This is a genomic window from Cupriavidus sp. 05N40 (genome assembly GCF_056397305.1).
The window spans coordinates 1-14,988 of the sequence record NZ_JBFTND010000067.1 but is presented as its reverse complement, the minus strand read 5'-3'; the positions used below and the strand labels follow the sequence as shown (position 1 = coordinate 14,988).

At 68.7% G+C, this 14,988-nt stretch carries 12 protein-coding genes; 10 read left to right on the top strand and 2 right to left on the bottom strand.

Annotated features, from left to right (window positions below; all coding sequences use genetic code 11):
• Positions 1–83 precede the first annotated feature (83 nt).
• From AC1DO7_RS17200 to AC1DO7_RS17190, 3 genes are read left to right on the top strand one after another with little or no spacing between them, the layout of a single operon-like run.
• Positions 84–1,283, top strand: coding sequence for an efflux RND transporter periplasmic adaptor subunit (locus AC1DO7_RS17200; protein ID WP_441614255.1), 1,200 nt, complete (start codon positions 84–86; stop codon positions 1,281–1,283).
• Entirely contained in the window at positions 1,280–4,456 is a 3,177-nt protein-coding gene (locus AC1DO7_RS17195; protein WP_477116360.1) for an efflux RND transporter permease subunit, read from the top strand. Before AC1DO7_RS17200 ends, AC1DO7_RS17195 begins: the two co-directional genes overlap by 4 nt.
• Positions 4,453–5,844: an efflux transporter outer membrane subunit gene (locus AC1DO7_RS17190; protein ID WP_441614257.1), complete on the top strand. Its 1,392-nt coding sequence runs from the start codon at positions 4,453–4,455 to the stop codon at positions 5,842–5,844. The genes AC1DO7_RS17195 and AC1DO7_RS17190 overlap by 4 nt, the downstream gene beginning before the upstream one ends.
• Positions 5,845–5,908: 64 nt before the next feature.
• Here AC1DO7_RS17190 and AC1DO7_RS17185 read toward each other — a convergent pair whose 3' ends face one another.
• Both AC1DO7_RS17185 and AC1DO7_RS17180 read right to left on the bottom strand, forming a co-directional pair.
• Positions 5,909–7,126: a CaiB/BaiF CoA transferase family protein gene (locus tag AC1DO7_RS17185; protein ID WP_441614258.1), complete on the bottom strand. Its 1,218-nt coding sequence runs from the start codon at positions 7,124–7,126 to the stop codon at positions 5,909–5,911.
• Between the two features lie 101 nt (positions 7,127–7,227).
• Positions 7,228–8,187: a patatin-like phospholipase family protein gene (locus AC1DO7_RS17180; RefSeq protein WP_441614259.1), complete on the bottom strand. Its 960-nt coding sequence runs from the start codon at positions 8,185–8,187 to the stop codon at positions 7,228–7,230.
• Positions 8,188–8,364: 177 nt separating this feature from the next.
• Here AC1DO7_RS17180 and poxR point away from each other — a divergent pair, with 177 nt between their 5' ends.
• The 7 genes from poxR to AC1DO7_RS17145 form a co-directional block, all read left to right on the top strand.
• Entirely contained in the window at positions 8,365–10,071 is a 1,707-nt protein-coding gene (gene poxR / locus AC1DO7_RS17175; protein WP_441614260.1) for a phenol degradation transcriptional regulator PoxR, read from the top strand.
• Positions 10,072–10,488: 417 nt separating this feature from the next.
• Positions 10,489–10,707, top strand: coding sequence for a phenol hydroxylase subunit (locus AC1DO7_RS17170; RefSeq protein ID WP_441614262.1), 219 nt, complete (start codon positions 10,489–10,491; stop codon positions 10,705–10,707).
• Between the two features lie 77 nt (positions 10,708–10,784).
• Complete coding sequence (locus tag AC1DO7_RS17165; protein WP_441614264.1) at positions 10,785–11,777, top strand: aromatic/alkene monooxygenase hydroxylase subunit beta; 993 nt, start codon at positions 10,785–10,787, stop codon at positions 11,775–11,777.
• A gap of 13 nt (positions 11,778–11,790) precedes the next feature.
• Positions 11,791–12,063 (top strand): MmoB/DmpM family protein, encoded by a 273-nt coding sequence (locus AC1DO7_RS17160; protein WP_441614266.1) that lies wholly within the window; start codon positions 11,791–11,793, stop codon positions 12,061–12,063.
• A gap of 44 nt (positions 12,064–12,107) precedes the next feature.
• Positions 12,108–13,622 (top strand): aromatic/alkene/methane monooxygenase hydroxylase/oxygenase subunit alpha, encoded by a 1,515-nt coding sequence (locus AC1DO7_RS17155; RefSeq protein WP_441614268.1) that lies wholly within the window; start codon positions 12,108–12,110, stop codon positions 13,620–13,622.
• Between the two features lie 104 nt (positions 13,623–13,726).
• On the top strand, positions 13,727–14,086 hold the full coding sequence (locus tag AC1DO7_RS17150) for a phenol hydroxylase subunit P4 (protein WP_441614270.1): 360 nt from the start codon (positions 13,727–13,729) through the stop codon (positions 14,084–14,086).
• 29 nt (positions 14,087–14,115) lie between these two features.
• On the top strand, positions 14,116–14,988 hold an 873-nt coding region (locus AC1DO7_RS17145; RefSeq protein WP_477116359.1), incomplete at its 3' end, for a 2Fe-2S iron-sulfur cluster-binding protein.

Sequence of the window (14,988 nt, the reverse complement as noted above, 5' to 3'; positions counted from 1 at the left end):
GCCAGGCAGGGTCCCGCGCCGGCGGCAGCAACCGGCATGCCCCCGGATAGCCGGCGGGCACGGAAATGCGTACAGGAATCCCAATGAAACAGAATTTACGGACCCGGCGCCTGGCGCGGGCGGCCGTGCTTGTTGCGCTGCCGCTGGCGGCCCTGGCACTGATGTCGGGCTGCCGGTCGGAAGATGTCGGCAAGCCCGCGCGGCAGACCGTGACGGTGAGCAAGCCCGCCGCGCGCGAGGTGCAGGACGTGGACACCTACACGGGCCGCTTCGAGGCTACCGACGCGGTGGAAGTGCGCTCGCGCGTCAGCGGCTATCTCGAGAAGATCGCCTTCCAGGACGGGGCCTTCGTCAAGAAGGGCGACCTCCTCTTCGTGATCGATCCCCGTCCCTTCCAGGCTGCCGTCATGGAGGCCGAGGGGGCGCTGGCAAAGGCGCGCTCGCAGCTGGCCCTGAGCGAGCAGGAGTTCGAGCGCGCCAACGTGCTGATCGGGACCAATACGATCGCCAGGAGCCTGTTCGACCAGCGCAAGCAGGCGGTACAGGGCGCGCGCGCCGAAGTCACCAGCGCGCAGGGCACGCTTGCCCGGGCCAGGCTGGAGCTTTCCTTCACGCGCATCGCCGCGCCGATGTCGGGCCGGATCAGCCGCAAGCAGGTCAGCGAAGGGAACCTGGTGCGGGGCGGCGACAGCGCGGCAACCGTGCTGACCAGCATCGTCTCGCAGGATCCGATCGACATCTATTTCGATGTGGACGAGCAGAGCTACCTGAGGTACGTCCGCGCGACGGCGGCAGGCGGGCAGGGTGGCGGCGCGGGGGCGGGCAGGGAGGTCACGATCTCCCTGCCCGGCGATGCGCAGCCCACGCTCGCCGGCAAGATGAACTTCGTGGAGAACCGTCTGGACAGTTCGACCGGCACGCTCAGGCAACGCGCCAGGGTGCCCAACCCGGACCTGGCGCTGAGCCCCGGGCAGTTCGGCCGCGTGCATCTCGCCAGCACCACGCCCCATGCCGCGCTGCTGGTCCCCGACGCCGCCGTCGCCACCGACGCCACGCGTCGCGTGCTCTATCTCGTCAAGCCAGACCAGACCGTGGAAGTGCGCGCGGTGACGCTGGGCAAGCTGTTCGGCAATCTGCGGGAGATCGCCTCGGGCCTGCAGGCCAGCGACAACGTCATCGTGGAAGGCTTCCAGCGCGTGCGCGCCGGGGAAGCCGTCACGCCCAGGGCGCGGGCCGCGGAGTCCAGGCTGGCGCAGCAAGGCAAGCCGGAGGCCACGCCATGAATATCGGCCGCATATCCGTGGAGCAGCCGGTGCTTGCCATCGTGCTGTCCATCGTCCTGACCATCGTGGGCGGCCTGGCGTATTTCTCGCTGGCCGTGTCCGAGTACCCGGAGATCGCGCCGCCCACCGTGGTGATCCAGGCCAGCTATCCCGGCGCCTCGGCCGAGACGGTATCGCAGACCGTGTCGACGCCGATCGAGCTGGAGGTCAACGGCGTGGAGGACATGATCTACATGTACAGCCAGGCCACCTCCGACGGTGGCCTGAACATCACCGTCACGTTCAAGCCCGGCACCGATGTCGACAAGGCCCAGGTGCTGGTGCAGAACCGCGTAGCGCTGGCCACCCCGCGGCTGCCGGAGCCGGTGCAGCGCAGCGGGGTCTCGGTGCGCAAGTCGTCGCCGACCCAGCTGGCCACCATCTTCCTGTATTCGCCGGACAAGAGCTACGACCAGCTCTACGTCTCGAACTACGCCATCCGCAACGTGGCCGACGCCCTCAAGCGCATCGACGGCGTGGGCGATATCAACCCGCTGGGCGCGCGCGAATACGCGATGCGCATCTGGCTCGATCCCGAGCGCGTGGCTTCGTTCAGCCTGGCCCCGGGCGACGTGATCGCGGCGGTTCGCGCGCAGAACACCCAGGTGGCGGGCGGCGTGGTCGCGCAGCCGCCGATCAGTGCCCAGGCCTTCCAGCCCAACCTGATCTTCGAGGGGCGGCTCAAGGAGCCGGCCGATTTCAGCAATATCATCGTCAAGCAGGGCGCGGACGGCCGCATTGTCCGCCTCAAGGACGTGGCGCGCGTGGAAGTAGGCGCGCTCGCCTATGCCACGGACAGCTATATGCTGCGCAATCCCACCATTGCCCTGCAGGTGCTGCAGCGGCCGGGGGCCAACGCGGTCGCCACCATGGCCGCGGTCGAGAAGACCATGGCCCGCCTGGGCAAGGACTTTCCCAAGGGCATCGTCTACAACATCGGCTACAACCCGACCGAGTTCATCGGCGACAGCATCGACGAACTGGTCAAGACCATCTACGAAGCCGTGGTGCTGGTCGTGCTGGTGGTGCTGGTCTTCCTGCAAGGGTGGCGCGCGTCCATCATCCCCATCCTCGCCATCCCGGTGTCGCTGGTGGGGACCTTCGCGGTGATGGCGATGCTRGGCTACTCGATCAACAACCTCACGCTGTTCGGGCTGGTGCTGGCGGTGGGCATCGTGGTGGACAACGCCATCGTCGTGGTGGAGAACGTCGAGCGCCATCTCGCCGGCGGGGCCAGCCCGCGCGATGCCACGCTGCTGACCATGAAGGAAGTGGGCGGCGCCCTGTTCGCCATCACGCTGGTGCTGTGCGCGGTGTTCGTGCCGACCGCCTTTATCAGCGGCATCTCGGGGCAGTTCTTCCGGCAGTTCGGGGTGACCATCGCCGTTTCCACCGCGATCTCGTTCTTCAGCTCCATCACCCTCGCGCCGGCGCTGGCCGCTTCGATCCTCAAGCGGCACCAGCACGGCGAGCCGGCCACGGACGCCACCGGCCTGCGCGGGCGCATGCGGCGCCTGGCGGCGGCATTCAACCGGGGCWTCGAGCGTCTTGCGCAGGCGTACGGCAGGCYGGTGCGCCGCGTCGTGGCGGCGATGCCGGCAATGCTCGGGCTCTACGTGCTGCTGATCGGGGCGACGCTGTACCTGCTGGCATCGACGCCGAAGGGCTTTATCCCGCAGCAGGACCGCGGCTACCTGGTGGTCCTGGTGCGGATGCCCGATGGCGCCACGCTGGAACGCACCAGTGCCGTGGCCCGCAAGATAGAGGACATCGCCCTGCAGGTGCCGGGCGTGGCGCGGGTGCCGGTATTCTCCGGCGTCTCGGCCGCCACCGGCACCAACTCCGCGAGCAATGCCGGCCTGTTCCCCGTGTTCAAGCCGTGGGCCGAGCGCAAGCCGCTGGGCCTTACCATCGACAAGATCGCCGCGGACCTGCGCGGCCGGCTGGCGGGCATCACCGAAGCCTCGATCGTGGTGGCCATGCCGCCGCCGGTGCAGGGTCTGGGCAGCACGGGCGGTTTCTCCATGCGCCTGGAGGACCGCGGCGGGCTGGGCACGGCGGCGCTGGCGAAGGCCACCGAAGACCTGGTCGCAGCGGCCGGCAAGACGCCAGGCATGGTCGGCGTCTACTCGCCGTACTCTGCCGCCACGCCGCAAGTCTTCGTCGAGCTGGACCGCGAGAAGGCGGAAATGCTGGGCGTGCCAAGCAAGGAGATCAACGACGCGGTGGAAACCTATTTCGGCTCCACGTATATCAACGACTTCAACATCCTCGGGCGCACCTATCGCGTCACGGCGCAGGCCGACCTGCCGTTCCGCGTCACCGCCGAGGACCTGGCGCGCCTGAAGGTGCGCAACAAGGATGGAAACATGGTGCCAGTGGGCAGCGTGACGCGCATCGAGCAACGGCCCGGGGTGGACCGGGCGCCGCGCTACAACCTCTATCCCGCCACCGAGATCAGCGGCGATACCGAGCCCGGGCTCGGCTCCGGGTTCGCGATCCGGACCATGGAAAGGCTGGCCGGCGAAGTGCTGCCGCCGGGCATCGCCTTCGAATGGACCGACCTGTCCTATCAGCAGAGCACGGCGGGGAACTCGGGCCTGCTGGTCTTCCCGCTGTGCGTGCTGCTGGTCTACCTGGTGCTTGCCGCGCAGTACGGCAGCTGGAGCCTGCCGGTGTCGATCCTGCTGATCGTGCCGATGTGCCTGCTGGCGGCGTCGCTCGGGGTGAAGGGCATGGGACAGGACATCAACATCCTCACGCAGATCGGCTTTATCGTGCTGGTGGGGCTGGCGGCGAAGAACGCGATCCTGATCGTGGAGGTCGCGCGGCAGCTCGAGGCGCAGGGCGTGGCCCTGGTCGAGGCGGTGGTGGAGGCATGCCAGCAACGGCTGCGCCCGATCATCATGACCTCGCTCGCCTTTATCCTGGGGGTGCTGCCGCTGATCCTCTCCGAGGGCGCGGGCGCCGAGATGCGCCAGGCCGTGGGCGCCGCCGTCTTCTTCGGCATGATCGGCGTCACCTTGTTCGGCCTGGTCTTCACGCCGGTGTTCTATGTCGGCATCCGCAAGCTGGTGACGCGACGAAGGGGAGCGCACGCCGCGACGCTGGCATTGCCGGAGGTGACGCAATGAACGCCGTTCGCCTGATTCCTGCTTTGCTGGCCGCCGTCGCGTTGCTGGGCGCCTGCGCCGGCGCGCCGCCCGCGGCACCCACGCCGCTGCCGCTGGCGGATGGCTATGCCAATGCCTCCCTGGCCAGCGACGCGGCGGTGCCCGATCTGTCCGGCTGGTGGAAGGGCTTTCGCGATCCCGTGCTGGACAAGCTGGTCGATGCCGCGCTGGCCGAGAACCTGGACCTGAAGACGGCGGTCGCCCGCATCGACGCGGCCCGCGCCTTGCGGGCCGGCACCGCCGCGCAGGGGCTGCCGGAAGTCAGCCTGGGTATCGACACCGCGCGGCGGCGGCTGCCGGCCGCGCAATCCCCCTCGGGGGTGCCGGTCACCGCCAACGCATTCGGGGCAGGCCTCGAAGCTTCCTGGGAAGTCGATGTCTTTGGCCGTATCCGGCAAGGCGTGGCCGCGGCCGAGGCCGACGTGAGGTCGGCGCAGGAGGACGCCCGGGCGGTCGGGATCGCGGTGACGGCCGAGGTCGTGCAGACCTATCTCGCCGCGCGCAGCCTCGAGTACCGGCTGACGCTGGTCAGCGAGAATGCGCGCAACCAGTCGGAGACGGAAAAGCTGACGCGCCTGATGTTCGACGCCGGCGCGCTGCCGGTGGCGGACGTCGATCGCGCGCAAGCCCAGGCGCAGACCACGCTCGCCCAGTTGCCGCTGCTCGAGCTGGAGCGGCAGAACGCGCTGCACCGCTTGTCCATCCTGGTGGCGGCCACGCCCGCGGAGGTCTACCAGCAGATGGAGCCGCTCGCGGCGCGCCCGCGCTGGACACCGCCCGCGGGCATCGGGACGCCGGCCGAGCTGCTGCGCCGGCGTCCCGATATCAGGGCGGCCGAGGCCCGGGTGGTCGCCGCCTATGCGCGCGTCGGCGTGGCGCAAGCCGAGCTGATGCCGCACCTGCAACTGGCCGGCGCGATCGGCGCCGTGGCGGACGGGTTCTCCGGCGCGGGGCTGGCGCGCTCAATTGCATGGATGCTGGGGGCCGGCGCCAGCGCGCCCGTGTTTGACGGCAACCGCCGCCGCAGCGTGGTGACGCTGCGGCGCGCCGAAGCGGAGCAGGCGCTCTATGCCTATCGCGCCGCGGTGCTGAGGGCGGTCGCCGAGGTCGAGAGCGCGGTGGCGGCGTCCGCGCGCAGCCGGGACCGGGTTGCCAGGCTGGCAAGCGCGACTTCCAGTGCCCGCGCTGCCTATGAGCAGATCGATCGTTCCTGGCGGGCGGGCGAGACGCCCTTTATCGATACCCTGCAGGTGCAGCGCACGCTGCTGGAGGCCGAAGACGCGCTGTGCGTGGCGCAGACGGTGGAACTGCAGAGCCAGGCCGGTCTTGTCACGGCCCTGGGGCAATAAGAACGGTCGGCGGGGCCGGATCACCGCTCCGCATGGGGCGGTGATGGCCGCGGGGCGGCAAGACCTACAATACCCCGCGCTCCTTCAGGCCCTTCACTTCCGCCTCGCTCAGGCCCAGCTCCGCCCGGAGCGCGCCCTCGGTATGTTCTCCGAGCATCGGCGGCGCCTTCACCACCACCGGCGTGGCTGAAAACCGCAGCGGGCTGCGCAGGCTCGGCGCCGTGACGCCGCGCCCGTGCGGCAGGTGCATCAGCAGGTCGCGGTGCCTGACCTGCTCATCCTCGAAGACCGCGTCGAGCTGGTTGATCGGGCCGCCGGGCACGCCGGCGCGCTCCAGGGCTGCGAGCAGATCCGCGCTTTGCCATTCGGCGATGCGCGCGCCGATGATCTCGCGCAGGGCGTCGCGGTTGTCGACGCGGCCCATGTTCTGCACGAAGCGCTCGTCGGTGGCGACCTCGGCACAGCCGAGCAGCTTGCACAAGGCGGCGAACTGCCCGTTGTTCCCGGCGGCGACGATCAGGTGGCCGTCGCGGCAGGGGAAGACCTCGGAGGGCGAGGCCACGGGGTTGGTGTTGCCGGCGCGGCGCGGCAGATTGCCGGTCATCTGGTAGCCGAGCGCGAGGTGGCCGTTGGCGGCGACCGAGGCGTCCAGCATGGCGGCGTCGATGTACTGGCCTTCGCCGGTGGCCTGGCGGTGGTAGAGCGCGCCGAGCAGGGCGACCGAGGCGTACAGCCCGGTGAGGATGTCGGTGATGGGGATGGCGGTGCGCATGGGCGCGCCGCCCGGGCTGCCGTCGGGCTGGCCGCAGGTGCTCATCAGGCCGGCCATGCCTTGCAGGATGAAGTCATAGGCCGGGCGCGCGCTGTAGGGGCCGTCCGGGCCGAAGCCGGTGACCGAGCAATAGATGATGTCGCGGCGCAGCGCGCGGATGGATTCGTAGTCGAGCCCGTATTTCTTCAGGCTGCCGGCTTTGTAGTTCTCCACCACCACGTCGCAGCGCGCGGCCAGCTGGCGCACCAGCTCGGCGCCCTCGGGCTGGGAGATATCGATGGTGACGGACTGCTTGCCGCGATTGCCGGCGAGGAAGAAGGCGGAGTCGTTGGTGACGTTGCCGTCGGCGTCGGTCAGGAAGGGCCCCAGCTTGCGGGTATCGTCGCCGTCGCCGGGCTTCTCTATCTTGTAGACGGTGGCGCCCATGTCGGCCAGGTTCTGCGTGGCCCAGGGACCGGCCACCACGCGCGTCAGGTCCAGTACCTTGATGCCTTCCAGGATTGCGCTCATGTACGTGCCAGCCAAATAAGGAGATCCGGCATCATTGGCCGGATCCGGGGTTCATGCAATTCGCCAATGCCAAAGCCGGATTACGGCGCGGCCAAAGCGTGCTAGTGGGCGGCGTGGGGCTTGTGCTCGCCAGCGTGGCCGTGGTCGGCCTCGTGCACATGCATTGCCGCCGCCTGGTTGGGGTCGAAATCGCAGCTCGGGTTGTCCGCGTCGTGCGAGTGCGGGTGCAGCGCGCCGGGGATGTGCCGGTTGTTGAGGCCGTCGGCATTGAGCCAGGCGAGCGTGGCGGCCGCGGCGCGGTCGATCAGCGTGCCGCACTGCGTATAGTCGTACGGGGAAACATCGAGCGGGCACAGCGGCGGCACCACCGAGATATGCGCCCGGTCGGCCCAGCGCTCGAGGTCCTGCACCAGTTGGCGCGCCACCAGCAGCGACAGCGCATTGAAGGCATGGTCGATGGGGCCGCGCGGCTCGCGCCTGGCCGCGCAGGCAAAGCCGGCCGGCAGCACCACCACGCGCGTGGCGCCAAGCCGGATGGCGGTGGAGACCGGGGTGTTGTTGGCCACGCCGCCGTCGATCAGCGTGCGCCCGCCCAGCGCCACCGGCGGGAACACGCCGGGGATGGCGGCGCTGGCCAGCACCGCCTGCACCAGGCTGCCGGAGGAGAGCACCACCTCCGCGCCGCTCTGCATATCGGTGGCGACCACATAGAGCGGGACTTCGGCTCGCTCCAGCGGCATGTCGCCGAAGTGGTGCGACAGCAGGCGCCGCAGCGCGGCGGATTCCACCAGGTGGCCGCGCTGCCCGCGCAGCATGCCGAACAGGCTGCGCCACGACCACGGCATCACCTCGGCGCGGCGCAGGCTGCGCCAGATCGATTCCAGTTTCGCGGTGCCGGCGGTGTGGGGGTTGCAGGCGTAGTAGGCGCCGTTGATGGCGCCGGCCGACGCGCCGATGACCATGTCCGGCTTGACGCCCCAGGCCACCAGTTCACGCAGCATGCCGGCTTCGATCGCGCCGAGGCTGCCTCCCCCGGCGAAGACAAATGCGGTTTTTTCCATGGTTCGTGGTGCAGAGCAACAGCGCTAGAAGAATCCTGACAAGGACAGCATAGGCGACATTGGGCCGGCTTGACAGGCGTTGGACGCGCGAGGGTGCGCCTATGGCACATAATGTGCATACAGTGCCAGAAAAAGCACGAGCGCGCCTGCTTTTCCGGGCCGACAAGAGAGGAGACGATGAGTAGTTCAACCGACAAATTCTCGGCCACCATGCGCGATGGCCTGGCCAATCTTGCGCGGCGCCTGCGCTTTGTGATGGAGGAGGGCTCCATCTGGCTCGACGAACAGCGCATGATCCTGCTGCATACCGCCGCACTGGGCGCGCTGCGCAAGGAGTTGGTGGATACCCTCGGCATGGAGCGGGCGCGCGGCCTGTTCATGCGCATGGGTTTCCATTCCGGCATGCGCGACGCCGAGCTGGCCAAGAAGATGCGACCCAACGAGAGCGACTTCGGCCTGCTCGAGATCGGTCCCTGCCTGCATACCATCGAAGGCGTGGTGCGGGTGACGCCGGTCAAGGTGGACATCGACATCGCCGCCGGCATCTACGATGGCGAATTCCTGTGGGAAGACTCCTTCGAGGGCGACGTGCACCGCCAGCTGTTCGGCGTCGTCGACGCGCCCGCCTGCTGGATGCAGATCGGATACGCCACCGGCTATACCTCGGCGCTGATGGGCCGCACCATCCTCTACCGGGAGGTGGAGTGCATCGCCTGCGGGCATGCGCATTGCCGCATCATCGGCAAGCCGCTGGAGGCATGGGAGGACGGCGCCGAAGTGCTGGCCCTGTACCAGCCCGACCCGGTGATCGAGACCATCCTGGAGCTGCAAAGCGAGGTCGAGCACCTGCGCGCGCTCCAGCGCAACAACGGCAAGCCCGCCGACCTGGTGGGCTGCTCGCCCGAGTTCCGCGCCGCCTGGGGCCTGCTGCAGCGCGCCGCCGCCAGCAACGTGACCGTGCTCCTGCTGGGCGAGACCGGGGTCGGCAAGGAGCGCTTCGCGCAGGCGCTGCACGGCGTGAGCGCACGCGCGGACAAGCCCTTCGTGGCGGTCAACTGCGCGGCCATCCCCGACGAGCTGATCGAGTCCGAGCTGTTCGGCGTGGAGAAGGGCGCCTTCACCGGCGCGCACCAGTCGCGCCCGGGCCGCTTCGAGCGGGCGCATGGCGGCACCCTGTTCCTGGACGAGCTGGGCGAGCTGTCGCTGCCGGCGCAGTCCAAGCTGCTGCGCGTGCTGCAGGAGGGCGAGCTGGAGCGCGTGGGCGGCACCGAAGCGCGCCGCGTGGATGTGCGGCTGGTGGCCGCCACCAACGTGGACCTGGCCGAGGCGGTCAAGGCCGGCACCTTCCGCAAGGACCTGTATTACCGCCTCAACGTCTATCCCGTCACGATCCCGCCGCTGCGCGAGCGGCTCGACGACATCCGCCTGCTGGTGGAGCGCTTCGTGGCACGCTATGGCGCGCGCCACGGCAAGAAGATCGTCGGCATCACCGACCGCGCGCTGGCCGAGCTGCGCCGCTACGACTGGCCCGGCAATGTGCGCGAGCTGGAGAACGTGATCGAGCGCGGGGTCATCCTGGCCAGCAACGGCGGCCTGATCTCGGCCGACCACCTGTTCCTGCCCGCCAGCGCGCCGGCCGCCATGGACACGGCGCCGCGGCTCGGCGCGGGCGGCACCCTGCCGGCCTTGCGCGAAGCGGCCGTGCACGGCTTGCTGGACCATATGGCCGAGCAGCAGCTGGCGCTGGGCGACGTGGAAACGGTGCTGATGGAGGCGGCCATGGAGCGGGCCAACGGCAATATGAGCCAGGCCGCGCGCCTGCTGGGCATTACCCGGCCGCAGCTGGCCTACCGCTGGAAGAACCGGGGCAGCCGCGGCGCCTGAGCGCCCGATCTCCTGGCCGCCCCGCGAAAACGCTCGCCAGGCAGCGTTTCACCATTTGATGCACTCCCCCGAACGGCGCGGCCAGGCCGCCAGCGCGGCCTGCTGCACCGCATATGCCGCGCGGCCCAGCCCGCGCATGGCATTGCGCCGTCTCCGGCAAATCGCCTGTTGCACCGCGGGGCATCCGCGCCGCGCCGCAAGCCTGTCCGCAAACGTCCGCCCCGGGCGGCTTTTCACCATTTGATCAAGCCCCTTCGCCGGATTGATCAATTCATCGATGGCGCGGCACCCGGCGCTTGCGGGTAAACGCGCAGGCGAATCCCGCCTCGACGCCGCCGGCCCTTGTGCCGCCGTGCTTCGCGCTGCCTGGCACGCTCTTCGCAATAGAGCTCGTATCTGCCACCAGAGGAGCGCGCCATGATCAACCAGTCGGTCCCCCTGTTCGAAGCCACGCCGCGCTATGTGCGCGTGGACGGCCGCACGCCCGAGGGCTTCGTGCAGTTCGCCTTCAGCGTGGCGGACCCCGAGCTCAACGTCGAGCTGATCATGCCCGAGCCGATGTTCGAGGCGTTCTGCAGCGTCAACCACGTGCGCTTCCTCCCGCCGCAGGCCCCGCCGTCCGGGCAGGACGCCTGACCAGGCCGGCGGCACCCGGCCCGATCCCCCCGACAAGAACAACACGACAAGAACAACACGACCCAGGAGACCCAGCGATGCAAGTCGATATCAAGACCCAGCAGATCCAGCCCTTGCGCCAGACCTACGGCAATATCGCGCGCCGCTTCGGCGACAAGCCGGCCTCGCGCTACCAGGAAGCCACCTACGACGTGCAGTCGGAGGTCAACTTCCACTACCGCCCCACGTGGGACCCGCAGTACGCGCTCTACGACAAGCGCCGCACGGCGATCGTGATGGAAGACTGGTACGCGCTGAAGGACCCGCGCCAGTACTACTACGGCGCCTACGTCGGCGCGCGCGGCCGCCAGCAGGACGCCGCCGAGAAGAGCTTCGCCTTCGTGGAAAAGCGCGGGCTGCTGCCGGCGCTGCCGCTGGAGTGGCAGGAACGCCTGGCCGACGGCCTGCTGCCGCTGCGCCACGTGGAGTGGGCCGCCAACATGAACAACTTCTACTGCGCGGACTATGGCTGGGGCACTGCCATCACGCAGGCCTGCACCTACTGCGCGATGGACCGGCTCGGCATTGCCCAGTACCTGTCGCGCATCGGCATGCTGCTCGACGGCAACACGGGCGTGGCGCTCGAGCGCGCCAAGGCCGCCTGGATGGACAGCGCCGCGTGGCAGCCGCTGCGCCGCCTGGTGGAGCACAGCTTCGTGATCGAGGACTGGTTCGAGACCTTCGTCACCCAGAACCTGGTGCTCGACGGGCTGCTCTACCCGCTGGTGTACCAGCACGCCGACGCCGTCATCGCGCGCGCCTGCGGCACCGGGCTGGCGGTGCTGACCGAGTTCATGAACGACTGGCGCGAGGAGCATGCGCGCTGGGTCGACGCGGTGGTACAGGCCGCGGCAGCCGAGTCCGAGGCCAACCGCATGCTGCTGTCGGGCTGGGCGCGCGCGGCGCGACAGCAGGTGGGCGCGGCGCTGGTGCCGGTGGCGGACACGCTGCTGGGCGACGGCGGCGAGCAGATCGTGGCGCTGTGCCTGGAGCAGTTCGACGCGCGCCTGCACAAGCTTGGCCTTGCCTGAGGAGAGCGCCGCCATGACCGCCAATGTCTATATCGCGCTGCAAAGCAACGACGACACCCGTCCCATCATCGACGCCATCACCGAAGCCAACCCGCATGCCGTGGTGTCGCGGTTTCCGGCCATGGTCAAGATCGACGCGCCGGGGCACCTGACCATCCTGCGCGAGCTGGTGTCCGAGAAGCTCGGGCGCGAGTGGGACCTGCAGGAGATCCACCTCAACCTGATCTCGCTGTCCGGCAACATCGACGAGGACGACGACGCCTTCACGCTGCGCTGGAACGACTGAATTCGCCGCCGCGCCCGCGGCAGGCAAGCAATAACGGAGACATCATGGACGCACGCAAGAAACTCAACCTGCGCGAGAAGTACGCGACGATGACGCGCGACCTGGGCTGGGAAACCACCTACGAGCCGATGGACAAGGTCTTCCCGTACGACAAGTACGAGGGCATCAAGATCCATGACTGGGACAAGTGGGAAGACCCGTTCCGCATGACCATGGACGCCTACTGGAAATACCAGTCGGAGAAGGAGCGCAAGCTGTACGCGATCATCGACTCCTTTGTGCAGAACAATGGCCACCTCAACGTCTCGGACCCGCGCTACCTGAACGCGCTGCGGCTGTTCCTGACCGGCGTGACGCCGCTCGAATACGCCGCGCACCGTGGCTATGCCCACCTGGGGCGCCATTTCCGCGGCGCCGGCGCGCGGGTGGCGGCGCAGATGCAGTCCATCGACGAGCTGCGCCATGCGCAGACGCAGCTGCACACGCTCTCGGTCTACAACAAGTACTTCCATGGCTTCGGCGAATGGCGCCACATGCACGACCGGGTCTGGTACCTGTCGGTGCCCAAGTCCTACTTCGAGGACGCCATGAGCGCCGGCCCGTTCGAGTTCATCACCGCGATCTCGTTCTCGTTCGAGTACGTGCTGACCAACCTGCTGTTCATGCCCTTCATGTCGGGCGCGGCCTACAACGGCGACATGGCCACGGTCACCTTCGGCTTCTCGGCCCAGTCGGACGAGTCGCGTCACATGACGCTGGGCCTGGAAGTGGTGAAGTTCCTGTGCCAGCAGGACCCGGACAACATCCCCATCCTGCAGAAGTGGCTGGACAAATGGTTCTGGCGCGGCTTCCGCCTGCTCACGCTGGTCGGCATGATGATGGACTACATGCTGCCACGCCGCGTGATGTCGTGGGCCGAAGCCTGGGAGATGTACTTCGAGCAGGCCGGCGGYGCGCTGTTCAAGGACCTGGAGCGCTACGGCCTGCGCATGCCCAAGTACCACGAGGTCGCCACCAAGACCAAGGACCGCATCACGCATGAGGCCTGGGCCACCTTCTACAACTACGCCGGCGCGGCGGGCTTCCATACCTGGGTGCCCAAGCCGGACGAGATGGGCTGGCTGGCCGAGAAATACCCGGACACCTTCGAGCGCTACTACAAGCCGCGCCTGGACCACTGGCAGGAGCGCCAGGAAGCCGGCGAGCGCTTCTACAACGGCACGCTGCCGATGCTGTGCCAGACCTGCCAGATTCCCATGGTGTTCTCCGAGCCGGACGACCCCACCCAGACCTGCTACCGCGAAAGCAGCTACCACGGCATGAAGTTCCACTTCTGCTCGGACGGCTGCAAGGACATCTTCGACGGCGAGCCGGAGAAATACGCGCAGGCCTGGCTGCCGGTGCACCAGATCTACCAGGGCAACTGCGGCGGCGCCTCGCTCGATGACGTGCTCAAGTGGTATCGCCTCGACCCCGGCGCGGACAACCTCGATTTCGAGGGCTCGCAGGACCAGAAGAACTGGAACGCCTGGAAGGGCGTGGCGGGCGGCGCGGGCTGAACGACGCGCACGCAAGACCGCAGACCGCAGACCGAAGACACAAGACACAAGACACAAGACAGAAGACACAAGACAGAAGACAGAAGAGAGCAAAGGAGACCACCATGCCCGTCGTATCCATCGGCCCCTACGCCTTCGAGGCGGCAGACCGCGAAGCCGCCTTCCACGGCAACCGGCTGCTCTATATCGGCTGGGACCGCCACCTGCTGTTCTGCGCGCCGCACTGCTTCCCGTTCCCGCCCGCGATGCGCCTGCGCGACGTGGTGGAGAACGTGCTGCCTGGCGTCTACGGCTATCACCCCGACTTCGCCCGCATCGACTGGAGCCGCGTGGAGTGGCTGCGCGGCAATGCGCCGTGGCAGCCGGAGCTGGACCGCACGCTGGCGGAAAACGGCCTCGGCCACAAGGACGTGATCCGCTTCCGCACGCCGGGGCTGGACGGTATCGCAGGCAGCTGCAGCTGAGCGCGGCGCGGGTTTGAAGGAGAACCGAGATGTATTCCCTGACCATTGAACCGATCGGCCAGACCATCCCCATCGCGCCGGGACAGACCGTGCTGGATGCCTGCCTGCGCAACGGCGTGTGGCTGCCGCATGCCTGCTGCCATGGCCTGTGCGCCACCTGCAAGGTGCAGGTGGTGGGTGGCGAGTTCGAGCACGGCGAGGCATCGAGCTTCGCGCTGATGGACTTCGAGCGCGACAACGGCCAGTGCCTGGCGTGCTGCGCCACCGCGCAGTCCGACATGGTGATCGAGGCCGATATCGAGGAAGATGCCGACTCGCTCGGCCTGCCGCTGGCCGACTACCGCGCCGAAGTGGTGGCCACGCGCGCGCTCACGCCCACCATCCGCGGCATCTGGCTGCGCGTGAAGGACGGCGGCGCCGCCGCCTTCCAGGCCGGGCAGTACCTCAACCTGCGCGTGCCCGGCTGCGACCAGCCGCGCGCCTTCTCGCTGGCCAACCGGCCCGGCGACGACCTGGTCGAGCTGCATGTGCGGCGCGTGGCGGGGGGCCAGGCCACCGGCTACCTGCATGARCAGCTCGCGGTGGGCGACGAACTGCGCTTCTCGGCACCGTACGGGCGTTTCTTCGTGCGCAAGTCCGCGCGCGTGCCGATGATCTTCCTGGCCGGCGGCTCGGGCCTGTCCAGCCCGCGCGCGATGATCCTCGACATGCTGGCCGCCGGCGAGACCTTGCCCATCACGCTGGTGCAGGGCGCGCGCAACCGCGCCGAGCTGTACTACGACGAGGAATTCCGCGCGCTGGCGGCGGCCCACCCGGGCTTCCGCTACGTGCCGGCGCTGTCCGACGAGCCCGGCGACAGCGGCTGGGACGGCGCGCGCGGCTACGTCCTCGATGTGCTGCAG